This is a genomic window from Pseudomonas sp. CFBP2511, assembly GCF_030209255.1.
GTDB lineage: Bacteria > Pseudomonadota > Gammaproteobacteria > Pseudomonadales > Pseudomonadaceae > Aquipseudomonas > Aquipseudomonas avellanae.
This window is the reverse complement of sequence record NZ_JARVSI010000024.1, coordinates 147,750-169,798: the sequence shown is the minus strand read 5'-3', so window position 1 is coordinate 169,798 and position 22,049 is coordinate 147,750. Positions and strand designations below refer to the sequence as shown.

The window sequence follows — 22,049 nt, the reverse complement described above, 5'->3', positions numbered from 1 at the left end:
TCATATGCCAGATAAAACCTGATGGGGTAGAATAGCCGCCTTTTCCGCCATGCCCTGTTGAGGACTGCCATGTTCAGCCGTGATTTGACTATCGCCAAGTACGACGCCGATCTGTTTGCCGCCATGGAGCAAGAAGCTCTGCGTCAGGAAGAACATATCGAGCTGATCGCCTCGGAAAACTACACCAGTCCGGCCGTCATGGAAGCTCAAGGCTCGGTACTGACCAACAAGTACGCTGAAGGCTACCCGGGCAAACGTTACTACGGTGGCTGCGAGTACGTCGACGTTGTCGAGCAACTGGCTATCGACCGTGCCAAAGAGCTGTTCGGCGCCGACTACGCCAACGTCCAGCCACACGCCGGTTCGCAAGCCAACTCGGCGGTCTACCTGGCTCTGCTGCAAGGCGGCGACACCATTCTGGGCATGAGCCTGGCTCACGGCGGTCACTTGACCCACGGTGCCAGCGTGTCCTCCTCGGGCAAGCTGTACAACGCTGTTCAGTACGGCATCGACGGCAACGGCATGATCGACTACGACGAAGTCGAGCGCCTGGCTGTTGAACACAAGCCAAAAATGATCGTTGCCGGGTTCTCTGCCTACTCACAGATCCTCGACTTCCCGCGCTTCCGTGCCATTGCCGACAAGGTCGGTGCCTACCTGTTCGTCGACATGGCGCACGTAGCCGGTCTGGTTGCCGCAGGTGTCTACCCGAACCCGGTGCCGTTCGCCGACGTCGTCACCACCACCACGCACAAAACCTTGCGCGGTCCACGTGGCGGTCTGATCCTGGCTCGCGCCAACGCCGACATCGAGAAGAAGCTCAACTCCGCCGTATTCCCTGGCTCCCAGGGCGGTCCGCTGGAGCACGTCATCGCAGCCAAGGCCATCTGCTTCAAGGAAGCGTTGCAGCCTGAGTTCAAGACCTACCAGCAACAAGTGGTCAAGAACGCCAAGGCAATGGCCGGCGTGTTCATCGAGCGCGGTTTCGACGTGGTGTCCGGCGGTACTGAAAACCACCTGTTCCTGCTCTCGCTGATCAAGCAGGACATCTCCGGTAAAGACGCCGACGCCGCACTGGGTCGCGCCTTCATCACCGTCAACAAGAACTCGGTACCCAACGACCCACGTTCCCCGTTCGTCACCTCCGGCCTGCGCTTCGGCACCCCGGCAGTGACCACTCGCGGCTTCAAGGAAACAGAGTGCAAAGAACTGGCCGGCTGGATCTGCGACATCCTGGCGGACCTGAACAACGAAGCCGTGATCGACGCTGTCCGTGAGAAGGTCAAGGCCATCTGCGCGAAGCTGCCGGTTTACGGCGCTTGATGAGTCTGGTTTAAACGCAACACCGAAAGCCCCGGCTCGTGAGAGTCGGGGTTTTTTGTTTGGAATTGCAGATTTACTGGTATGAGTGAACACGCCGAGCATTAAGAACTCATGCAGGTACGAATCAACTCAAGGAAAAGAGCGATGAAAAAAATCCAACTCACCCTGCTTTCACTCGGGCTGCTTTTTATCCTGACTGCAGGTCTCATCGCCATGGACGGGCTATCCGATAACGCCCAGACCAGCGATGCCGCCATTGTTCTTGGTTCAAAAGTCACGCCAGACGGCGTTCCGTCCGCACGCCTGCAAGCCCGGCTTGATCGCGCAGTGGAGCTTTACCGGCAAGGACGGGTCAGGAACATCATCGTGAGTGGAGGCACCGGCGTGGAGGGTTTCAGCGAAGCCGTCGGCATGGCCAACTACCTTGCGGAGCGCTCAGGGCTGCCGCGTGAAGCGATTCTGCTTGATGAGCAGGGCAACACAACGCAGGACACGGCCCGCAACAGCGCTCAGATCATGAAACAGCGCGGCTTCAAGAGTGCTGTTGTGGTGACGCAATACTTCCACATCACCCGAAGTCGGTATGCCCTGTATCAGGCGGGCGTTACCCAGGTATCGACGGCACATGCCCGCTATTTCGAATGGCGCGACCTGTATTCGCTTGCGCGGGAAGTTGCAGCGCTGCCCGCCTATTGGTGGGCTGAAAATACCTGACAGCGCCCAGTCACCCACGCAACAACCTCACACCACCACCGCCGCAAACCCCGCCCGAATCTTCTCCTCCGGCAACTCATCGGCAATAAACACGATCACGCTCTCACGCAGCTCGCCCTCGGCCCATTCAGTATCCCAGTCAAAGCCGTACAGTTTGAGCACGCCCTGAAATACCATTTTGCGCGGTTCATCCTCAATGTTGAGCACGCCTTTATAGCGCAGCAGTTGCTTGCCGTGGTCTTCGAGCAGTTCGTTCATGAACTCGCTGAGGCGGTCCAGGTTCAGGGGTTTGTCGCTGCGCAGGACGAGGCTGGTGATGCGGTCGCTGGATTTACCGGCCGGGGCCAGCGGGCGCAGGGTCATGCTGCCGCCCAGATCGGCGTTGAGGTTGAAGCCGCGTACGTCGAGCAGCTCGGCGAGGTCGATCTTGCCGTGCTCGACGATGCGGATCGGGGCGCGGCGGTTGATGCGGGTCAGGCGTGCGCTGAGGGCATCGAAGGCTGCGTCGTCGACCAGATCGCGCTTGCTGACCAGCAAGCGGTCGGCAAAGCCGATCTGCGCCTGGGCGATGGTTTGCGTCAGGTGGGTGTCGGCGTGGGCAGCGTCGACCAACGTGATGATGCCGTCGAGGATGTAGCGCTCGCGCAGTTCTTCATCGATGAAAAAGGTCTGGGCGACGGGCGCAGGATCGGCCAGGCCGGTGCATTCGATCACCAGTCGGTCGAAGGCAATTTCGCCGCTGTCCAGGCGCTCCAGCAACAGGTAAAGCGCTTTGGTCAGGTCGGTGTGAATGGTGCAGCACACACAGCCGTTGGACAGGGTCATGATCTGCACCGGGTCGGTGCCCAGCAACTGGCTGTCGATACCGGCATCGCTGAATTCGTTTTCGATCACGGCGATTTTCAGGCCGTGTTCGGCCTTGAGCAGGTGGCGCAGCAAGGTGGTTTTGCCTGCGCCCAGAAAACCGGTCAGCACGGTCACTGGGATGGGTTGCAACTCGGTCATAAGGCTCCTGGTGTGATGCTTTCAGCGGGAATGAAAACGCGCCACAGGTGATGGCCTGTGGCGCGTCGGGTCAGACAATAACGCAGTTCAGAGGATCAGCAGCACTTCGGACCGCCCTTGCCGCCGTAACGCGCCTCTTGCCGCTCTCGAAAGAACTGCTCGTAGGTCATCATCGGCTTGTCCGGGTGCGTGTTCTGCATGTGCTCGACGTAGGTGTCGTAGTCGGGCATGCCCACCATCAGGCGGGCGGCCTGACCGAGGTATTTCCCGAGGCGACTCAGGTCATTGAACATGGGCAAATCCTCTGTGGATAACCATCATCACACCTGCGACGCGGGCGGCATGGCCTGGTAAGGAGCTTCCTTGTCGGTACGCGCCTCGGTCGTCCAGGCCGCACGGCCCACCTTGATGGCGTAGAACAGAATGCTGAACACCACAAACAGGAACAGTATGGTCAACCCGGAGTTGGTGTACGCGTTGAAAATCACGTGCTGCATCTGGTCCATGGTTTTTGCCGGCGCCAGAATCTGGCCGGCATCTGCCGCTGCGCTGTATTTCTTGGCCAAGGCCAGGAAGCCGACCGCAGGGTTGGCGTCGAACAGCTTGATCAGGCCCGCCGTCACAGTGCAGATCAACAGCCAGACGGCAGGCAGCATGGTGACCCACACATAGCGCTGACGCTTCATTTTGATCAGCACGACGCTGGCCAGCATCAACGCGATACCGGCAAGCATCTGGTTGGAGATACCGAACAACGGCCACAAGGTATTGATGCCGCCCAGCGGGTCGATGACGCCTTGATAAAGCAGATAACCCCACAGCGCCACGCAACCCCCTGTACCGATAGCGTTGGCCGTCCAGGATTCTGTGCGTTTGAGGGCCGGAACGAAGCTGCCCAACAGGTCTTGAAGCATGAAGCGCCCGGCACGTGTACCGGCGTCAACCGCCGTCAGGATAAACAGCGCCTCGAACAGAATCGCGAAGTGATACCAGAACGCCATGGTGTTTTCACCCGGCAGTACCTGATGGAGGATCTGCGCGATCCCCACAGCAAGCGTCGGCGCACCACCGGCACGGGCCAGGATGGTGTTTTCACCGATGTCCTTGGCCACGGCGGTCAGTTGCTCCGGCGTGATGGCAAAGCCCCAGCTGGACACTGTCTGCGCGACGGTCACCACATCGCTGCCGACCACAGCGGCCGGGCTGTTCATGGCGAAGTAGACGCCTGGCTCGATCACCGAAGCGGCGACCATTGCCATGATGGCCACGAACGACTCCATCAACATGCCGCCATAACCGATATAACGGGCGTTTTTCTCGTTATCCAGCAGCTTGGGCGTGGTGCCCGAGGAGATCAGTGCGTGGAAACCCGATACCGCGCCGCAGGCAATGGTGATGAACAGGAACGGGAACAGCGCGCCCTTCCAGACCGGACCGGTGCCGTCGGTGAACTGGGTCAGGGCCGGCATCTTCAGCTCGGGTGCCAGAATCAGGATGCCGATTGCCAGCGCCAGAATGGTGCCGATTTTCAGGAACGTCGACAGGTAGTCACGCGGTGCCAACAGCAGCCAGACCGGCAGCATCGCAGCCACAAAGCCGTAACCCACCAGCATCCAGGTGATCTGGATGCCGGTGAAGGTAAACATCGGCCCCCAGGTCGGGTCGGCCGCAACCATGCCGCCGACCCAGATCGAACCGAGCAACAGCAGCACGCCCACCAGCGAGATTTCACCGATACGGCCCGGGCGGATGTAACGCATGTAAATGCCCATGAACATCGCAATCGGAATCGTCGCCATGACCGTGAACATACCCCACGGGCTTTCGGCCAGGGCCTTGACCACGATCAGCGCCAGCACCGCGAGGATGATGATCATGATCAGGAAGCAGCCGAACAAGGCGATGGTGCCGGGAATGCGGCCCATTTCCTCGCGAACCATATCGCCCAGCGAGCGACCGTCACGGCGCGTGGAGAGGAACAGGATCATGAAGTCCTGCACCGCACCGGCCAGTACCACCCCGGCAATCAGCCACAGCGTACCGGGCAGATACCCCATCTGCGCAGCCAGGACAGGGCCGACCAGCGGGCCTGCGCCAGCGATGGCGGCAAAGTGGTGACCGAACAGGATGTGTTTGTTGGTCGGCACGTAGTCCAGACCATCGTTGTTGACCACCGCCGGTGTCGCCCGCAGCGGATCGAGCTGCATGACGTGCGTGGCGATGAAAAGACTGTAGTAACGATAAGCAACCAGATAAATGGCCACCGCAGCGACCACTATCCACAAGGCGTTGATCGCCTCTCCGCGGCGCAAGGCCACGACCCCAAGGGCACATGCCCCGACAATTGCGACGATGAGCCAGGGAACGTGGCGCATCAGGCTATTATTATTTTTCATTTTTTTATTCCAGCAGAGTTGACTAGAAGGCAAGCAGTGCGAGTTTAGCGCCGGATCAGCGAAAGGCCACCCCCAACCATGGTCTAGACCGAAAATTGATCAATTGCGGCAGATACCCGGCATAGAGGGCTGGAATGGCGTAGGCAGAGGGTGGCCGGATCACAAAACCGTCATGCGGAACTGTTCTGTAATGGCTTTCAGGGCTATCGTGCATAAACAAGAGAATCGATCAGAAAACAACCTGCCCGCTGACCCCCGTTGGCTGTCAACAAGAGAGCTCATTCGATGACCGACTCACATGCAGAGCGCCGTCGTTTCAAACGTATTGCCTTCGACGCAAAGACCGACGTGAAGCAGGGCGACGACAGTTGGAAAGCGCAATTGGTCGACCTTTCCCTGAAAGGTTTGCTGATCGAGAAGCCTGAACTGTGGAGCGCAGATCCGACGCAGCCTTTTGAAGTGGATATCCGCCTCAGCAATGACGTGCACGTGAAAATGGATGTCGAGATGACTCACGATCACAACCAGCAATTGGGATTCGTCTGCCGCCACATCGGGCTGGAGTCGATCAGCCATCTGCGGCGGCTGATCGAACTTAATCTGGGGGACCCGGCAGAGCTCGACAGGGAGCTGGCGGCACTGATCGAACTTTAGGCTTCAGTTCTAAGGGCCGCTTACTCGAACAGCGCATCCAGCGCCTGTTCCAGACGCGTGACCGCAATGATCTGCAGACCGGGAGGCGCTTCTTTCGGCGCATTGCCTTTCGGCACGATGGCCCGTTTGAAGCCGTGCTTGGCAGCCTCTTTCAAGCGCTCCTGCCCGCTGGGCACCGGCCTGACCTCACCCGACAGCCCCACCTCGCCAAACACCAGCAAGTCATGCGGCAGCGGGCGATTGCGCAGGCTGGACATGACAGCGGCCATCAAGGCCAGGTCTGACGCGGTTTCCAGCACTTTGACCCCGCCCACCACATTGAGGAACACGTCCTGGTCGTGGGTTGGAATGCCGCCATGCCGGTGCAGCACCGCCAGCAGCATCGCCAGACGGTTCTGATCCAGGCCCAGGGTTACGCGGCGCGGATTGGACATGTGACTGTCGTCCACCAGCGCCTGAACTTCGACCAGCATCGGTCGGGTGCCTTCCCATGTGGCCATGACCACGCTGCCGGGCACCTCTTCCTGCGCACGGGTCAGAAAAATCGCCGACGGATTGGACACTTCTTTCAGGCCCTTGTCGGTCATTCCGAACACACCCAGTTCGTTTACCGCGCCGAAACGGTTCTTTACAGCGCGCAGCAAACGCAGACGACCGTCCGACTCGCCCTCGAAATACAGCACGGTATCGACCATGTGCTCAAGCACACGCGGCCCCGCCAGTGCGCCTTCCTTGGTGACATGCCCCACCAGAAAAATCGCGGTGCCACTCTGCTTGGCATAGCGCACCAGCAAGGCGGCGCTTTCGCGCACTTGCGACACGCCACCCGGTGCGGACTGCAATTGCTCGGTGAAGATCGTCTGGATCGAGTCAATCACCATCACCTTGGGCTTCTCGACCTTGGCGGTGGCAATAATGGTTTCGATGCAGGTTTCGGTCATGACCCGCAGTTTGTCCTGCGGCAGGCCCAGACGGCGGGCGCGCATGGCCACCTGCTGTTGGGATTCCTCGCCGGTGACATACAGCGCAGGCATGCGCTGGGCGATGTTGCACAGCGTTTGCAACAGAATCGTCGACTTGCCGATGCCAGGGTCGCCGCCGATCAGCACCACAGAACCATCCACCAGACCGCCACCGAGCACTCTGTCGAGTTCGGCGGAGTTGGTGGAGAAACGCGGGATCTCTTCAACGCTGACTTCCGCCAGGGTTCTGATCTGCGCCTGTGAGCCGGTCCAGCCGGTGCGCCCGCTGGGAGGCGCGGCGGCACCGCTTTCGATCATGGTTTCGACCAGTGTGTTCCAGGCGCCGCAATCAGCACACTGGCCCGCCCACTTGGGAAATGTCGCGCCGCACTCGGTGCAGCCGTACAAGCGTTTGGCCTTGGCCATGACAACCCCAGTCGTAAAAAACGCTCATGATAACGCAGGTTGCAGCGCCTGTTACCCGCGCAGCGAACCACAACTTTCAAAACCTTATAAAACTTACACAGACCGCCTCGGTCGATTAAACGTAGACCGGGCGGCAAGAGCACGGCTGGGCTACACTCAACTGGATCAAATTTATCTGTTACAAGGAATTACCCATGAGCGTGCTTACAGAATTCAAGGCATTCGCGGTCAAAGGTAACGTGGTCGATATGGCCGTCGGTATCATCATTGGCGCGGCATTCGGCAAAATCGTTTCATCGTTCGTCGGCGACGTGATCATGCCACCACTGGGCCTGCTGATCGGCGGCGTGGACTTCAGCGACCTGGCAGTCACCCTGCGTCCTGCGCAAGGCACAGCACCTGCGGTGTTGCTGGCGTACGGCAAGTTCATCCAGACCGTTATCGACTTCATAATCGTCGCGTTCGCGATCTTCATGGGCGTCAAGGCCATCAACCGCCTCAAGCGCGAAGAAGCCAAGGCCCCGACCCTGCCGCCAACGCCTTCCAAGCAGGAAGTGTTGCTGAGCGAGATTCGCGACCTGCTCAAGGCACAGAACACACCGGCAGCGCCCATTACCGTGGACCCTGCTCGTACGCTGTAGTTGGAAGCCTGAAAAACAGGCTTCTGCCCGGAGGGCGTAGGGGCGGACCGGGCGACGCTTCGCTCTGGATTCTGGCCGAAGGCCGTGGGAGCGGACTTGTCCGCGAAGAGGGCTTTACATCCGCAGAATATTTATCGCCTGCGGTGCAGCATTCGCGGACAAGCGAAGCGTCGCCCGGTCTGCTCCTGCCGTCCGCCCCCTACCAATACGTCTCCACCGCCACCTGCCCCGGTTTGCGGGACAGGCTCAGGCGCATGTCGCGCTGCTTGAGCAATGCGCGGGTGTCGTCGATCATCTGTGGGTTGCCGCACAGCATTACCCGCGAATGCTCCGGCGTCAGGTCGATACCTGCGGCGCGTTCAAGCGCTCCGTTTTCGATCAGTTGGGTGATACGGCCATTCAGTGCACCCGGATGCTGTTCGCGGGTGACGGTGGGCAGAAACATAAACTTGTGCGCGTACTCGGCCAGGTAATCACGCTGCATCAATTCGCTGATCAGCGGCTGATAGGCAAGCTCGCGGGACTCGCGAACGCTGTACACCAGAATCACCCGTTCAAATTTCTCCCAGACCTCGAAGTCCTGAAGAATCGAAAGAAACGGCGCAACGCCCGTGCCGGTGGACAGCAGCCACAGGTCGCGACCATCAACGAAGCGGTCCAGGGTCAGGTAACCAAACGCCTGCTTCTCCACCATCAGGCTGTCGCCCTCGCGCAGGCGGCTCAACTCGCTGGTGAATTCCCCATCGGGCACCACGATTGAGAAAAACTCCAGAAACTCGTCGTGCGGAGAAGAAACCATCGAGTACGCACGCCACACCGTCGTGCCGTCAGCCTTGGTCACACCCAGCCGCGCGAACTGCCCTGCGCGAAAGCGAAAGCCGGGGTCGCGGGTGGTGCGCAGGGTAAACAGATTCGTGGTCAGCGGTGTGACACGCTGCAGCGTCTGGCGGGTGAATTTGTCGTCACTGACGGTCATGGTGCGCTTTTAACTCCTGAACAATGGCAAGCAAGACCCAGTGTCCCGCAAAGCAGGCTCGATAAACACCGGTTGTTTGTAGTGGATTGCCTGAAATCGTTGTAGCCGCTTAGAGTATTTGGTTCTTGACGCCCACCAATGCCGGGATGAACGTCTGCACGGCCAATCACCTCGGCCGCTCTTGCTCGGGGCTTTCAGCTTAAACGCCAAGAATGGACTGCCAAGTGCCATCAGCCCATCCGTCAGACCAGTTTCGCAGTGTGCCGATTGCCGGGTATTTGTTCCTAGACTGGACAAACACACAGCAAGGTTTGGCTGTGTGCTGCAAGGAGGCTACATGAGCACCATGGACATCAATTTTACACAGCCCTCACCCACAAAAAATCTGACGCAGAGAGAAATTGAAGTCCTCAAGTGGTCCGCCGAAGGTAAAACAGCTGGCGACATCGCCATGATTCTCTGTTTGAAGGAGCGCACGATTCACTTCCACATCGCCAGCGCCATTCAGAAAATGGGGGTCTGCAACAAGACCGCCGCAGCCGTACAGGCCGCATTGAGCGGGATGTTCTGATAAAGCAGTAGCAGAACAACAATCAGGCGGGTATCAGGGCGAAAAAATACGTAAAATCGTTTGCTTCAGCGAACCCACGTGTCGTCGGGTTCGCTGGCACACTTTCGATTGCACAGAGTTTTCCCGCCAATGCCCCTGCTCATCAGCCGTTTCGCCGAACTTGATCTCATTCGCCAACCCGAGCAACAGGATGAGCCGTTGCAGGCATTCGATGCTGCTGACGAGTACCTGCTCAGCCATGTCGCAGAAACCGGGCTGAGCCTGGACAGCCGCGTCCTGGTGCTCAATGACAGTTTCGGCGCGCTGGCGGCGAGTCTGGCGCGCCACGCCAATGTGGTCAGCAGTACCGATTCGTTTCTGGCAGCGCAGGGGCTGGAAAAGAACCTGGCGCGCAACGGCATGGCCTACGACGCCGTGCCGTTGATCCCGGCCAGTGAGCCATTGAGCGGCCCTTTCGACTGGGTACTGATCCGCATCCCCAAGACATTGGCCCTGCTTGAAGAGCAGTTGATCCGCCTGCAAGGCCAACTGGCCCCCGGTGCTCGCGTTGTTGCGGCCGCGATGGTCAAGCATTTGCCACGCTCGGCCGGTGACTTGCTGGAAGAGTACGTGGGGCCGGTGCAGGCCTCGCTGGCGGTAAAAAAAGCCCGCCTGCTGTTTGCGACGCCGCGGCCCCAAGAGGTACGGACGTCGCCTTATCCGACGCGTTACACGCTGGACGAGCCGGCTATCGAATTGCTCAATCACGCCAACGTGTTTTGCCGCGACGGGCTGGACATCGGCACTCGCGCCCTCCTGCCCTGTCTGCCGAAAAACCTCGGCGCGGCAAGGGTCGCCGACCTGGGCTGCGGCAACGGTGTACTGGCCATCGCCAGCGCGCTGGAAAACCCCGACGCGCACTACACGCTAGTGGACGAGTCGTACATGGCGGTGCAGTCGGCAACAGAAAACTGGCGGGCACATCTGGGCGAGCGAGACGTCGTGCTGCGTGCCGCCGACGGGCTGGACACCCAGCAACCCGACTCGCTGGACGTGGTGCTGTGCAACCCGCCCTTCCACCAGCAACAGGTGGTGGGGGATTTCCTCGCCTGGCGCATGTTCCTTCAGGCCCGTGCAGCATTGGTTACAGGCGGTGCGCTGTACATCGTCGGCAATCGCCATCTGGGGTATCACACCAAGCTGTCGCGCCTGTTCCGCGGCGTCGAGCAGGTTGCGGCCACACCGAAATTCGTGATCCTGAAAGCACGTAAATAGCACACAAAAAAAGACCCTCTTGCCGCAGTTGGCGGCAAGAGGGTCACAAAACGTGTCTGGAAGACACGAACGGGAATTGAGTGAGGGTCAGTGAGTCGTCAGGCCCGCAGCGCTCATGAACATGCGCATCAGGCTGGCGACGATAAACAGCGCAAACACGCTGCCCGCCCAGATCCCGACCAGCCAGGCCAGTCGTTGCCAGAGCGGTTTGCTCAGTGCCGGATCCGGGTCGTGCAGGGGATTTTTGCCAGACATCGTCGTTCTCCTCGGTTCGGACTAGTGATAACCGTCTTCAGCAGTCACCTTGCCGCGGAACACGTAGTAGCTCCAGAAGGTGTACCCCAGAATGAACGGGATGATGAACAGCGTGCCCACCAGCATGAAACCCTGGCTTTGTGGCGGCGCAGCGGCCTGCCAGATCGATACCGACGGCGGAATGATGTTCGGCCACAAACTGATGCCCAAGCCGCTGTAACCGAGAAATATCAGCAGCAGGGTCAGCAAAAACGGCGTGTAGTGGGCATTGCGGGCGACAGCCTTGAACAGACCGTACATGGTCACCAGCACCAGAATCGGCACTGGCATGAACCAGAACAGGTTCGGCATGCTGAACCAGCGATGCGCGATGTCTGCGTGGGCCAGCGGCGTCCACAGGCTGACCACGGCCATGACCACGAGCACTGCCGCAGCCAGAGGGCGAGCCAGATCATGCATTGCCTTCTGCAACGGACCTTCGGTTTTCATGATCAGCCAGGTGCAGCCCAGCAGCGCGTAAGCGACAATAAGGGCCAGGCCGCAGAACATCGGGAACGGCGACAGCCAGTCCAGTGAACCGCCCGCGAACTGGCGATCGACCACCGGAATGCCCTGAATGTAAGCGCCCAGCGCAACGCCCTGAAAGAACGTCGCGGCAAGCGAACCGCCGATGAACGCCTTGTCCCACAAGTGTTGCTTTTCTTCGGTTGCCTTGAAGCGGAACTCGAACGCCACGCCGCGGAAGATCAGGCCCATGAGCATGAACATCAGCGGCAGGTACAGCGCCGACAGCACCACCGAATAGGCCAGCGGAAAAGCACCGAACAGCGCAGCGCCGCCCAGTACCAGCCAGGTCTCGTTGCCGTCCCAGACCGGGGCGACGGTGTTCATCATCACATCGCGGTCGGAACTGTCTTTCATGAACGGGAAGAGAATCCCGATGCCCAGATCGAAGCCATCCATCACCACGTACATCATGATGCCGAAGACGATGATGATGGCCCAGATCAGCGGAAGATCGATACCCATGGCTTAATTCCCCTTGCCGAGACGGTCAGGACTGTCGCCATCGTCTTCGCTTTCAACAGCAGCGGAGAGCGGGCGGGCCGGTGTGCGTTGCTGGCCGGGACCACCATGAGGCACATGCTCGACATACGCTTTCGGGCCCTTGCGGACCAGACGCATCATGTAACCGAGACCTGCACCGAACAGCACGAAATACACCACCACGAACAACACCAGGGTGATGCTCATCTGCGCCACGCTGTGGCCGGACGATGCATCTGCGGTGCGCATCAAGCCGTACACGACCCACGGCTGACGGCCGATCTCGGTGGTGAACCAGCCCGCCAGGATCGCAACCAGGCCCGACGGCCCCATCCACAGCGCCAGGTACAGGAACGGACGCGAGCTATACAATGTGCCGCGCTTGCGCAGCCAGAGGCTCCACAGGCCGGTGAAGATCATCAGCATGCCGAGGGCGACCATGACCCGGAACGACCAGAACACGATCAGCGAGTTCGGGCGGTCCTCAGGTTTGAACTCCTTGAGCGCCGGCACTTGCTTGTCGAGGCTGTGGGTCAGGATCAGGCTGCCCAGGTAGGGAATCTCCACCTTGTACTTGGTGCGTTCCTCTTTCATGTCCGGGATGCCGAACAGGATCAGCGGGGTCGGCTCGTCGCCGATGTTTTCCCAATGGCCTTCAATGGCGGCGATTTTGGCGGGCTGATGCTTGAGCGTATTCAGACCGTGGAAGTCACCGACCACTGCCTGAATTGGCGCAACCAGCAGGGCCATCCACATGGCCATCGAGAGCATCTTGCGCACGGCGGGCGTGTCACGACCGCGCAGCAAGTGCCAGGCCGCCGAAGAGCCGACGAAGAAGGCCGTCGCCACGAAGGCGGCAATTGCCATGTGTGTCAGGCGATACGGAAACGAAGGGTTGAACACCACGGCGAACCAGTCGGTCGGGATCACACGACCGTCGATGATCTCGAAACCTTGTGGCGTCTGCATCCAGCTGTTGGAGGACAGAATCCAGAATGTCGAGATCAGCGTACCGATGGCAACCATAACCGTGGAGAAGAAGTGCAGGTTACGGCCCACGCGGTTCCAGCCGAACAGCATCACACCCAGAAAGCCTGCTTCCAGGAAGAATGCGGTCAACACCTCGTAGGTCAGCAGCGGGCCGGTAACGGCGCCTGCAAAGTCGGAGAAGCGGCTCCAGTTGGTGCCGAATTGATAGGCCATGACCAGCCCGGACACCACGCCCATGCCGAAGTTGACGGCAAATATCTTCGACCAGAAGTGGTACAGATCACGGTAGACGTCTTCGCGGGTCTTCAGCCACAGGCCTTCGAGCACAGCCAGGTAACTTGCCAGACCAATGGTGATGGCAGGAAACAGGATGTGAAACGAAATCGTGAATGCGAACTGAATTCGGGCGAGCTCGATAGCCTCTAAACCGAACATAAGATGTTCCTCTCTCAGATGAAACCTGCTGCTGCCTGAAGGCCAACAGCGATTGCCCCCACGGTAATGAGTGCTCTGTTTCTTTTTATGCAGCGCTTTCAGTGGAAAAAGCGCTGGTCGACCCGTCGTTGTTTGAATGAAGCAATGACGTAGATCAATCGACCATGAAAGAGTAGTCCTGTTCAGCCACTTGGGCCGTGTGGTCTATTGTCGCGTGGCGAGTTGTCTCACCGGTCTTGCGGACTTCCGAGGTCGTAACCTCCTGAATCTCCCACGCCCTCCGGGCAGAAGCCCAATCTGCGGACCTCTCAAGACTTGTGTGCCACGAGGGGCACAAAGCGTGGGAACGACAGCCGAAGTATTACAACAACTTATCCAGCGTTATCGGGAACTCACGTATCCGTTTACCCGTAGCGTGGTAGATGGCGTTGGCAATCGCTGCCGGCACACCGACGATGCCGATTTCGCCCACGCCCTTGGAGCCCAGCGCGTTGACGATCTCGTCATGCTCTTCGACAAACAGCACGTCGATATCGCCGATGTCTGCGTTCACCGGAACGTGGTACTCGGCCAGGCTGTGGTTCATCGGGCGGCCCAGTGTGTGGTCCAGCAGGGCTTCTTCCTGCAGTGCCATGCCCATCCCCCAGACAACGCCACCAAGAATCTGGCTGCGTGCCATCTTCGGATTGACCACACGGCCCGCCGCCACCGCGCTGACCACACGGCTGACCTTGATGGTGCCCAGGTCCTCATCGACCAGCACTTCGACGAACACCGCCGAGTGCGTCGCCGCTGCGTAGGCTTCGCGCTTCTTGTCCGGCTCGGCGTCCACTTGTACCTCAATCACGCCGCTGGCCTGAGACGCCGCCAGTTCTGCCATCGACAGCACCTGATCGCCAAGGTACAGCTTGCCTGATTCAAAGCGAGCTTCATCCGGCGTAACAGACGCAAACTGCGGATGCAGCCCTTTGGCCACTTCCAGCACCTGACGCTGCAAGGCCTGACACGCCTGCTGCACCGCCGTGCCCACCGACGACACCGTAAACGAGCCGCCCTGCAAAGGCGCAGTCGGCAATGAAGAGTCGCCCAGCAGGAAGGTGACGTTCTCGACGTCGATACCCGCAGACTCGGCAGCAATCTGAGTCATCACGGTGTAAGTCCCCGTGCCGATGTCGGTTGTGGCACTGCTGACTACCAGCGTGCCATCCGCTTCAAGACGCGCCTTGGCGCTGGCTTTCATCTGCATCGCTTCCCAGACACCGCCCGCCATGCCCCAGCCGACCAGTTGGCGACCCTGACGCATGCTGCGCGGTTCCGGATTGCGGCGCTCCCAGCCGAAACGCTCGGCGCCCTGGGCGTAGCATTCGCGCAGCTCCTTGCTGGAATACGGCTTGTCTTCGTTGCCATTACGCTCGGCGTAGTTGGTCAGGCGCAGGCGCACCGGATCGATGGCCAGCGCGCAAGCCAGCTCGTCCATCGCGCATTCCAGACCGATCATCCCCAATGCGGCGCCCGGCGCGCGCATGTCCAGCGGCGTGAACACATCCAGCGGCACCAGCTTGTAGGTCAGTTGCACGTTGTCGCAGTGATAAAGCATGCCGCTCCATTCCACGACGTGCTCGCTGAAATCCTCGAAACGCGAGGTCTGGCCGATGGCTTCGTGCCCCACGGCCAGTAGACGGCCATTGGCAGCAGCGCCAAGGCGCAGGCGCTGGACCGTGCGCGGGCGATAACCAAAGGTGAACATCTGCTGGCGGGTCAGGGTCAGGCGTACCGAGCGTTTCAGGTGCAGCGCAGCCATCACCGCCAGAGGCAGTTGATACTGCGGACGCAGGCCGGAACCGAAAGCACCGCCGACAAACGCGGCCAGTACACGGATCTTGTCTTTCTCCAGGCCGAAGACCTTGTGCAGGTAGTCCTGACAGTTCTGCGTGCCTTGGGTCTTGTCATGAATCTGCAAGCTGCCGTCTGCCTGATACAGGACAGTCGATGCGTGCGGTTCCATCGGGTTGTGGTATTCGCTGGGCGTGCTGTAGGTCACATCGACACTCAGCGCCGAACTTGCCAGCTCGCCCTCGAAATTGCCACGCGCTGGTGGCAGTTCGGCAGGCGCGTCGTAGGCCGTGTCGAGCATGGCCTGCAGATCGGTTTGGTGGGCCGCCTGTTCATATTCGATACGTACCAGCGAACCGGCATGCCGCGCCAGTTCCAGCGTCTCGGCCACCACCAGTGCGAGCGGCTGGCCGCTGTACAGCACGTTGTCGTTATACAGCGGGCGAAACGGCGAACCATCCGCCGAGTCGGCGTCTTCGTAATTCTCGTCGTAGCTGGCCAGCGACGGGCGATTGCTGTGATCGAGCACCGCCACAACGCCCGGCACTTTCATCGCTTCGCTGCTATCGATGCTGAGCACGCGCCCTTTGGCGATGGTGCTGGAGACCACGCTGCCATGCAGCAGGCCCTCTTCCGGGTACTCACCGGCGTAACGTGCGCCGCCGGTCACTTTCAGCCGGCCGTCAACGCGGTCCACGGGTTTACCCATTGGCGAAAATGGCTGATTCATTGGGCGCTCCCTCCTGTTGCGGCATCGCTCAGGGCACGAATGATCGCGCGGCGGGCCAGTCTGACTTTGAAACCGTTTTGCGCAAGAGGCTGCGCATCTTTGAGCATGGCGTCGGCGGCGGCGGCGAAATTCTCGCGGGTCACTGGCTTGCCGATCAGCAGACGCTCAACCTCCTTGTCACGCCAAGGCTTGTGCGCAACCCCGCCCAGCGCCACCCGCACATCGCGCACCACGCCGTTTTCCAGGCTCAGTGCCGCAGCGGCTGATATGAGGGCAAACGCATAGGACGCCCGATCACGTATTTTCAGGTAGGCGCTGTGGCTGGCGAAGCTTTCGGCCGGCAGCTCGATGGCGGTGATCAGCTCATCGGCGGCCAGCAGGTTGTCACGCTGTGGCTCATCGCCAGGCAAACGATGGAAGTCTGCGAACTCGATAGTCCGCTTGCCGGCACGCCCTTCGACATGCACCACGGCATCCAGCGCAGCCAGCGCCACGCACATGTCCGATGGGTGCGTGGCAACGCAATCGTCACTGGCACCGAGGATCGCGTGGTTGCGATTCAGGCCATCACGTGCGGGGCAACCGGTGCCGGGCTCGCGCTTGTTGCACGGCACGCCGGTGTCGTAGAAGTAATAGCAACGGGTGCGCTGCAACAGGTTACCGCCCGTGCTGGCCATGTTGCGCAACTGCGGCGAGGCACCCGCCAGCACGGCCTTGCTCAGCAACGGATAACGCGCTTCGATCAACGGGTGATACGCAAGGTCGGCGTTGCTCACCAGCGCACCGATCATCAGCCCGCCAGACGCCGTCTCGCTGACATCGCGCAACGGCAGGCCGGTGATATCAATCAGGTGCTCGGGCTGGGTAACGTTTTCTTTCATCAGGTCGAGCAAATTGGTGCCGCCCGCAATAAAGCGTGTGGCGGGCCCGCTCAGGTTGACGGCCGCGCTGACGTCGGTCGGCTTGCTGTAGGTAAACGGATTCATGCGCTCACCTCCGGCTTGGGTGCCGCATTGTGAAACTGTGGCAGCGCTTCTTCGACGGCGGCCAGAATATTGCTGTAGGCACCGCAACGGCACAGATTACCGCTCATCAGTTCCTGAATTTCGGCGCGGCTGCTGGCGCGGCCTTCGTTTACAAGGCCGACGGCCGAGCAGATCTGCCCCGGCGTGCAATAACCGCACTGGAACGCGTCGTGCTTGATAAAGGCTTGCTGCATCGGGTGCAGTTCCTCGCCATTGGCCAGGCCTTCGATCGTGGTCAGCTCGGCGCCGTCACACATGATCGCCAGCGTCAGGCAGGCATTGATGCGCGTCCCGTCGCGCAGTACGGTGCAAGCGCCGCACTGGCCATGGTCGCAGCCTTTCTTGGTGCCGACCAGATCAAGCTGATCACGCAGCAGGTCCAGCAGGGTGGTCCAGGGCAGCACATCTAGCTGGCGGGGCTGCCCGTTGAGGGTCAGCGAGATCGCGTGGGTCGCGAAATCCTTCGGGTTCGGGGTTGTTGCACTCATGGAAACCTCACGGTAGGCGTTCACTTAGCGCATTTTTATGCGTCTTGAGGGTGGGACTTCGTGAGGTATGCAACGTTCAGGCTTTATGGATGAGCGTACTGATCATCGAAAGGGCGTGATCCACAGGCAGCCATCCCGACACGCTGCTGGTATGATGCGCGGCTTTTTCCGACCCGCAAAAATCAAACGGGCTGCCGCTGCAGTCTGTGCTTTGCTGTTGGAGTCGATCATTCACGACGCGCGCCGCGTCACGGAGAGCCAGACATGCTGGAAAGGCTGTTTCAACTCAAGGCACACAACACCAACGTGCGAACCGAAATTCTCGCGGGCGTCACGACTTTCCTGGCGATGGCCTACATCCTGTTCGTCAACCCGAGCATCCTCGGCGAAACCGGCATGGACAAGGGCGCCGTGTTCGTTGCCACCTGCCTGGCAGCGGCCATCGGCTCGACAGTGATGGGCCTGATCGCCAACTACCCGATCGCCCTGGCACCGGGCATGGGCCTGAACGCCTTCTTTACCTACACCGTTGTGCTGCACATGGGCCACAGCTGGCAGGTGGCGCTGGGTGCAGTGTTCATTTCGGCGGTGATGTTCTTCATCCTGTCGATCTTCCGCATTCGCGAATGGATCATCAACAGCATCCCCCTGCCCCTGCGCTCGGCCATTGCCGCCGGTATCGGCCTGTTTCTGGCACTCATCGCCCTGCACAACGCCGGCATTGTGGTCAGCAACCCGGCCACCATCATAGGCATGGGCGACCTCAAGCAGCCTGCTCCGGTGCTGGCCACCCTGGGTTTCTTTCTGATCGTAGCGCTGGACCACCTCAAAGTGCGCGGCGCCGTGCTGATCGGCATTCTTGCCGTCACTCTGGTGTCCATCGGACTGGGCTTCACGCCGTTCGGCGGCGTGGTGTCGATGCCGCCGTCGCTGGCACCGACCTTCATGCAGCTGGACATCATGGGCGCACTGGATGTGGGCCTGGTCAGCATCATCTTCGCGTTCCTGTTCGTGGACATCTTCGATAACTCCGGCACGTTGATCGGCGTCGCCAAGCGCGCCGGGCTGATGGGCAAGGACGGGCACATGCCGAAGATGGGACGTGCGCTGATCGCCGACAGTACTGCGGCAATGGCCGGTTCCCTGCTGGGTACTTCGACCACCACCAGCTACATCGAATCGGCTGCGGGCGTGAGCGCCGGTGGCCGCACCGGCCTGACTGCCGTGGTCGTCGCCGTGCTGTTCCTGCTGGCGCTGTTCTTCGCCCCGCTGGCTGGCAGCGTGCCTGCTTTTGCCACCGCACCGGCGCTGCTGTTCGTCGCGGTATTGATGGCTTCCGGCCTGGCCGAGATCGACTGGGACGACATCACCATTGCGGCACCGGTAGTGATCACCGCGCTGGCGATGCCGTTCACCTATTCCATCGCCAACGGCATCGCCTTTGGCTTCATTTCCTGGACAGCGATCAAAGTGCTGTCGGGACGCTGGCGCGAGCTGAATTCCGCGCTGGTGATCCTGTCGATTTTGTTCGTGATCAAGCTGGGCTGGTTCAACGCATGAGTGTTCCTTTCGACCCTGCGAGCTACGACCGTCAGCTCGAAGAAAAAACCGTCCGCCTGCGTGAGTTGCTGGCACCGTTCGACGCGCCCGAGCCGCAGGTGTTTGATTCACCGCGCGAGCATTACCGGCTGCGCGCCGAGTTTCGCCTTTGGCGCGAAGACCAGAAGCGCTACTACGCAATGTTCGCGCCGGGCGACAACAAGACGCCGATCCTGCTCGAAGGCCTGCCGATTGCCAGCGAGCGCATCAACGCGCTGATGCCGGTGCTGCGCGAGCGTTGGGAAGCCAGCCCGACGTTGAACCACAAGTTGTTCCAGGTGGATTTCCTGACCACGCTGGCGGGCGATGCCATGATCACAATGTGCTATCACCGGCCACTGGATGATGAGTGGCTAGCCGCTGCCGAGCGATTGGCTGTCGAGCTGGATGTAAGCCTGATTGGCCGTTCCAAAGGTCAAAAGTTGATCATCGGCCATGACTACGTGACCGAGAAGCTCGACGTGGCGGGCCGCACCTTCAGCTATCGCCAGCCGGAAGGTGCGTTCACCCAGCCCAACGGCACGGTGAACGGCAAGATGCTCAACTGGGCCTTTGATGCACTGGGCGAGCGGCAAGACGACCTGCTGGAATTGTATTGCGGCAATGGCAACTTCACCCTGCCGCTGGCCACCCGCGTGCGCAAGGTGCTGGCGACCGAGATCAGCAAGACCTCGGTCAACGCTGCGCTGAGCAATCTGGATGACAACGGCGTGGACAACGTCACGCTGGTGCGTCTGTCGGCAGAGGAATTGACCGAGGCGCTGAACGAAGTGCGTCCGTTCCGCCGTCTGCAGGGCGTGGACCTGAAAAGCTACGATTTCGGCAGCGTCTTCGTCGACCCGCCCCGCGCCGGCATGGACCCGGACACCTGCGAACTGACCCGCCGCTTCGAGCGCATTCTGTACATCTCCTGCAACCCCGAAACCCTCGCCGCCAACATCGCCCAACTATACGACACCCACCGGATTGAACGCTGCGCCCTGTTCGACCAGTTTCCGTATACCCACCATATGGAGTCGGGGGTGTTGCTGGTCAGGCGTTGAGGCTTATCTGACTGACTATCGTGCGACGCTCCGCGTCGCATGCCGTTCTGGACGCTCTGCGTCCTATCCTGAATGCGCGGCGCGGCGCAGATTTGTGACGCAGAGCGTCACGCAAAGCATTCCACTGGAGCGTGAGGAACGATAGGTGTCTGGGCCGGAGCGTGAGGAACGATAGGCGCTTCACTGCGAAACTGTCAGTTTATTTATTAGCTTCCTATCGATCCGCTGAGGTATAAATCGAGACCCGATTTACACGCCCGATGGGATCCGATCTTGAGCTCTGAGTTCTCCGCTGCCTCTGCCCCGGTCAAGTTGTCCAGCCAGCCCGGTTTCGTCAGTTTTATCCTCTCGCGCCTGATGGCTGTGTTTGCCATGCAGATTCAGGCAGTGGTGGTTGCCTGGCAGGTCTATGACATGACCCGCGAGCCGATGGCGCTGGCGTATGTCGGCCTTGCTCAGTTCATCCCCATGTTACTGCTGTTGATGCCTGCCGGGGACCTGATCGACCGTTACAACCGCAAGGTTATCCTGATGATCAGTTGGGGCGTACAGGCGGTGTGCGGCGTCATTCTGTTCGTGTTCTCAGCGCTGAAACTGCACGACCTGCGGCTGATCTACGGCGCGCTGATGCTTTACGGCTGCGCCCGCGCGTTCACCGGCCCGGCCCTGCAAAGCCTGCTGCCGCAGATTGTCCCGCGCGACCAACTCGCTTCAGCCATCGCCACCAACAGCGTGATCATGCGCTGCTCGACCGTCGGCGGCCCGCTGATCGGCGGTTATCTGTATTGGTTGGGCGGCGCAGAGCTGACGTATTCGGTGTGTGTGGCCGCATTCATCGCCGGGATCCTGTTGCTGGCCCGGGTTGCCACGCCCTTTGCCGGCAAGCCTGTGGATCTGGGCTCCAGCGCCTGGGGCCGGTTCACGGCGGGCATTGCCTTTATCCGCTCGCGGCCGATCATCCTGGGCACCATTTCACTGGACCTGTTCGCCGTGCTGCTCGGTGGCGTGGTCGCGCTGCTGCCAATCTACGCTCATGAAGTGCTGAACCTGGGCCCGCAAGGGCTGGGTATGCTGCGCGCTTCGATGAGCCTGGGCGAACTGGGCGTCGGGATTTACCTGAGCATGCGCCCGCTGGACCGCAATGTCGGCATGACCATGTTTTTCGCCGTCGGCCTGTTCGGTGTGGCGAATCTGGTGTTTGCCCTGTCCACGCTGTTCTGGCTGTCGTGCCTGGCATTGCTGGTCGCGGGCGCGGCGGACATGGTCAGCGTCTACATCCGCTCGGCGCTGGTACAGTTTTCGACGCCAGACAACATGCGCGGCCGGGTGAATGCGGTGAATATGCTGTTTATTGGTTCCTCCAACGAGCTGGGCGAATTCCGGGCGGGCACCAGTGCCTCACTGGTCGGCGCAATCCCGGCCGCAATCATGGGCGGCGTGTGTACACTGGGCGTGGTTGGTGCGTGGATGGCGGGCTTCAAGTCGCTGCGTCAGGTCGATCGTTTCGCCGATGCGTCGCCGCTTGATGTGTTGCAGGCGCAGGCGGTGAAAAGCTAGGTACGGACTTCCCGAACCAATCGCCTCTCTCGCACCTCTATACCCTCGCATCCTGCACACGCTGGCCGGACCGCCGGACTGGCGCAGACGTGCATCAGCAGCGACACTTATTGCACGAAAAGAAG

The 22,049-nt window shown here is 60.4% G+C and carries 20 protein-coding genes; 9 read left to right on the top strand and 11 right to left on the bottom strand.

What is annotated here, in order from left to right:
* The first annotated feature begins 69 nt into the window (after positions 1-69).
* On the top strand, positions 70-1,323 hold the full coding sequence (gene glyA, locus QRN38_RS20575) for a serine hydroxymethyltransferase (protein WP_007243779.1): 1,254 nt from the start codon (positions 70-72) through the stop codon (positions 1,321-1,323).
* A gap of 144 nt (positions 1,324-1,467) precedes the next feature.
* Entirely contained in the window at positions 1,468-2,037 is a 570-nt protein-coding gene (locus QRN38_RS20570; protein ID WP_057418210.1) for a YdcF family protein, read from the top strand.
* Positions 2,038-2,064: 27 nt separating this feature from the next.
* On the opposite strand, the gene yjiA is transcribed toward QRN38_RS20570, so the two are convergent.
* The 3 genes from yjiA to QRN38_RS20555 all read right to left on the bottom strand — a co-directional run bounded on the left by yjiA (position 2,065) and on the right by QRN38_RS20555 (position 5,438).
* A complete protein-coding gene (gene yjiA / locus QRN38_RS20565) occupies positions 2,065-3,042 on the bottom strand; it encodes a GTPase (RefSeq protein WP_057429173.1) in 978 nt (325 codons plus the stop codon).
* Between the two features lie 95 nt (positions 3,043-3,137).
* Positions 3,138-3,335, bottom strand: a complete 198-nt coding sequence (locus tag QRN38_RS20560) for a YbdD/YjiX family protein (protein WP_002555232.1) — start codon at positions 3,333-3,335, stop codon at positions 3,138-3,140.
* 27 nt (positions 3,336-3,362) lie between these two features.
* On the bottom strand, positions 3,363-5,438 hold the full coding sequence (locus QRN38_RS20555; protein ID WP_005770185.1) for a carbon starvation CstA family protein: 2,076 nt from the start codon (positions 5,436-5,438) through the stop codon (positions 3,363-3,365).
* 285 nt (positions 5,439-5,723) lie between these two features.
* Here QRN38_RS20555 and QRN38_RS20550 point away from each other — a divergent pair, with 285 nt between their 5' ends.
* Positions 5,724-6,092: a PilZ domain-containing protein gene (locus tag QRN38_RS20550; RefSeq protein ID WP_007243782.1), complete on the top strand. Its 369-nt coding sequence runs from the start codon at positions 5,724-5,726 to the stop codon at positions 6,090-6,092.
* A 20-nt stretch (positions 6,093-6,112) separates the two neighbouring features.
* Here the strand turns inward: QRN38_RS20550 and radA are convergent, their stop codons facing one another.
* Entirely contained in the window at positions 6,113-7,480 is a 1,368-nt protein-coding gene (gene radA, locus QRN38_RS20545; RefSeq protein ID WP_003381736.1) for a DNA repair protein RadA, read from the bottom strand.
* Positions 7,481-7,674: 194 nt separating this feature from the next.
* Between radA and mscL the strand changes: the two genes are divergently transcribed.
* Positions 7,675-8,121 (top strand): large-conductance mechanosensitive channel protein MscL, encoded by a 447-nt coding sequence (gene mscL / locus QRN38_RS20540; protein ID WP_007243783.1) that lies wholly within the window; start codon positions 7,675-7,677, stop codon positions 8,119-8,121.
* Positions 8,122-8,320: 199 nt separating this feature from the next.
* On the opposite strand, the gene QRN38_RS20535 is transcribed toward mscL, so the two are convergent.
* Positions 8,321-9,097: a ferredoxin--NADP reductase gene (locus QRN38_RS20535; RefSeq protein ID WP_057417829.1), complete on the bottom strand. Its 777-nt coding sequence runs from the start codon at positions 9,095-9,097 to the stop codon at positions 8,321-8,323.
* 337 nt (positions 9,098-9,434) lie between these two features.
* On the opposite strand from QRN38_RS20535, the gene QRN38_RS20530 reads away from it, so the two are divergent.
* A complete protein-coding gene (locus QRN38_RS20530) occupies positions 9,435-9,668 on the top strand; it encodes a helix-turn-helix domain-containing protein (protein ID WP_005770190.1) in 234 nt (77 codons plus the stop codon).
* A gap of 129 nt (positions 9,669-9,797) precedes the next feature.
* On the top strand, positions 9,798-10,922 hold the full coding sequence (locus QRN38_RS20525) for a methyltransferase (RefSeq protein WP_005770191.1): 1,125 nt from the start codon (positions 9,798-9,800) through the stop codon (positions 10,920-10,922).
* A gap of 87 nt (positions 10,923-11,009) precedes the next feature.
* Here the strand turns inward: QRN38_RS20525 and QRN38_RS20520 are convergent, their stop codons facing one another.
* From QRN38_RS20520 to QRN38_RS20495, 6 genes are all read right to left on the bottom strand, one after another.
* Positions 11,010-11,177: a DUF2474 domain-containing protein gene (locus QRN38_RS20520; RefSeq protein ID WP_003381744.1), complete on the bottom strand. Its 168-nt coding sequence runs from the start codon at positions 11,175-11,177 to the stop codon at positions 11,010-11,012.
* Positions 11,178-11,198: 21 nt separating this feature from the next.
* Positions 11,199-12,206 (bottom strand): cytochrome d ubiquinol oxidase subunit II, encoded by a 1,008-nt coding sequence (cydB, locus tag QRN38_RS20515; RefSeq protein WP_003381747.1) that lies wholly within the window; start codon positions 12,204-12,206, stop codon positions 11,199-11,201.
* Positions 12,207-12,209: 3 nt separating this feature from the next.
* Entirely contained in the window at positions 12,210-13,649 is a 1,440-nt protein-coding gene (locus QRN38_RS20510) for a cytochrome ubiquinol oxidase subunit I (RefSeq protein ID WP_005770193.1), read from the bottom strand.
* A 361-nt stretch (positions 13,650-14,010) separates the two neighbouring features.
* Positions 14,011-16,212 (bottom strand): xanthine dehydrogenase family protein molybdopterin-binding subunit, encoded by a 2,202-nt coding sequence (locus tag QRN38_RS20505; RefSeq protein ID WP_057417830.1) that lies wholly within the window; start codon positions 16,210-16,212, stop codon positions 14,011-14,013.
* A complete protein-coding gene (locus QRN38_RS20500) occupies positions 16,209-17,198 on the bottom strand; it encodes an FAD binding domain-containing protein (RefSeq protein ID WP_005770197.1) in 990 nt (329 codons plus the stop codon). Before QRN38_RS20500 ends, QRN38_RS20505 begins: the two co-directional genes overlap by 4 nt.
* On the bottom strand, positions 17,195-17,725 hold the full coding sequence (locus QRN38_RS20495) for a (2Fe-2S)-binding protein (RefSeq protein ID WP_024665876.1): 531 nt from the start codon (positions 17,723-17,725) through the stop codon (positions 17,195-17,197). Before QRN38_RS20495 ends, QRN38_RS20500 begins: the two co-directional genes overlap by 4 nt.
* Positions 17,726-17,989: 264 nt before the next feature.
* Between QRN38_RS20495 and QRN38_RS20490 the strand changes: the two genes are divergently transcribed.
* The 3 genes from QRN38_RS20490 to QRN38_RS20480 all read left to right on the top strand — a co-directional run bounded on the left by QRN38_RS20490 (position 17,990) and on the right by QRN38_RS20480 (position 21,924).
* Positions 17,990-19,285: an NCS2 family permease gene (locus QRN38_RS20490; protein WP_005770201.1), complete on the top strand. Its 1,296-nt coding sequence runs from the start codon at positions 17,990-17,992 to the stop codon at positions 19,283-19,285.
* The gene (gene trmA, locus QRN38_RS20485; protein WP_057417831.1) at positions 19,282-20,367 is read left to right on the top strand and encodes a tRNA (uridine(54)-C5)-methyltransferase TrmA; all 1,086 of its coding nucleotides are present in this window, start codon (positions 19,282-19,284) and stop codon (positions 20,365-20,367) included. Before QRN38_RS20490 ends, trmA begins: the two co-directional genes overlap by 4 nt.
* 273 nt (positions 20,368-20,640) lie before the next feature.
* A complete protein-coding gene (locus tag QRN38_RS20480; protein WP_007243787.1) occupies positions 20,641-21,924 on the top strand; it encodes an MFS transporter in 1,284 nt (427 codons plus the stop codon).
* Positions 21,925-22,049: the final 125 nt, after the last annotated feature.

Bases quoted from the DNA above. Each gene is read 5' to 3' on its own strand.
- glyA (WP_007243779.1), top strand. From the start codon at position 70: ATGTTCAGCCGTGATTTGACTATCGCCAAGTACGACGCCGATCTGTTT.
- QRN38_RS20570 (WP_057418210.1), top strand. From the start codon at position 1,468: ATGAAAAAAATCCAACTCACCCTGCTTTCACTCGGGCTGCTTTTTATC.
- yjiA (WP_057429173.1), bottom strand. From the start codon at position 3,042: ATGACCGAGTTGCAACCCATCCCAGTGACCGTGCTGACCGGTTTTCTG.
- QRN38_RS20560 (WP_002555232.1), bottom strand. From the start codon at position 3,335: ATGTTCAATGACCTGAGTCGCCTCGGGAAATACCTCGGTCAGGCCGCC.
- QRN38_RS20555 (WP_005770185.1), bottom strand. From the start codon at position 5,438: ATGAAAAATAATAATAGCCTGATGCGCCACGTTCCCTGGCTCATCGTC.
- QRN38_RS20550 (WP_007243782.1), top strand. From the start codon at position 5,724: ATGACCGACTCACATGCAGAGCGCCGTCGTTTCAAACGTATTGCCTTC.
- radA (WP_003381736.1), bottom strand. From the start codon at position 7,480: ATGGCCAAGGCCAAACGCTTGTACGGCTGCACCGAGTGCGGCGCGACA.
- mscL (WP_007243783.1), top strand. From the start codon at position 7,675: ATGAGCGTGCTTACAGAATTCAAGGCATTCGCGGTCAAAGGTAACGTG.
- QRN38_RS20535 (WP_057417829.1), bottom strand. From the start codon at position 9,097: ATGACCGTCAGTGACGACAAATTCACCCGCCAGACGCTGCAGCGTGTC.
- QRN38_RS20530 (WP_005770190.1), top strand. From the start codon at position 9,435: ATGAGCACCATGGACATCAATTTTACACAGCCCTCACCCACAAAAAAT.
- QRN38_RS20525 (WP_005770191.1), top strand. From the start codon at position 9,798: ATGCCCCTGCTCATCAGCCGTTTCGCCGAACTTGATCTCATTCGCCAA.
- QRN38_RS20520 (WP_003381744.1), bottom strand. From the start codon at position 11,177: ATGTCTGGCAAAAATCCCCTGCACGACCCGGATCCGGCACTGAGCAAA.
- cydB (WP_003381747.1), bottom strand. From the start codon at position 12,206: ATGGGTATCGATCTTCCGCTGATCTGGGCCATCATCATCGTCTTCGGC.
- QRN38_RS20510 (WP_005770193.1), bottom strand. From the start codon at position 13,649: ATGTTCGGTTTAGAGGCTATCGAGCTCGCCCGAATTCAGTTCGCATTC.
- QRN38_RS20505 (WP_057417830.1), bottom strand. From the start codon at position 16,212: ATGAATCAGCCATTTTCGCCAATGGGTAAACCCGTGGACCGCGTTGAC.
- QRN38_RS20500 (WP_005770197.1), bottom strand. From the start codon at position 17,198: ATGAATCCGTTTACCTACAGCAAGCCGACCGACGTCAGCGCGGCCGTC.
- QRN38_RS20495 (WP_024665876.1), bottom strand. From the start codon at position 17,725: ATGAGTGCAACAACCCCGAACCCGAAGGATTTCGCGACCCACGCGATC.
- QRN38_RS20490 (WP_005770201.1), top strand. From the start codon at position 17,990: ATGCTGGAAAGGCTGTTTCAACTCAAGGCACACAACACCAACGTGCGA.
- trmA (WP_057417831.1), top strand. From the start codon at position 19,282: ATGAGTGTTCCTTTCGACCCTGCGAGCTACGACCGTCAGCTCGAAGAA.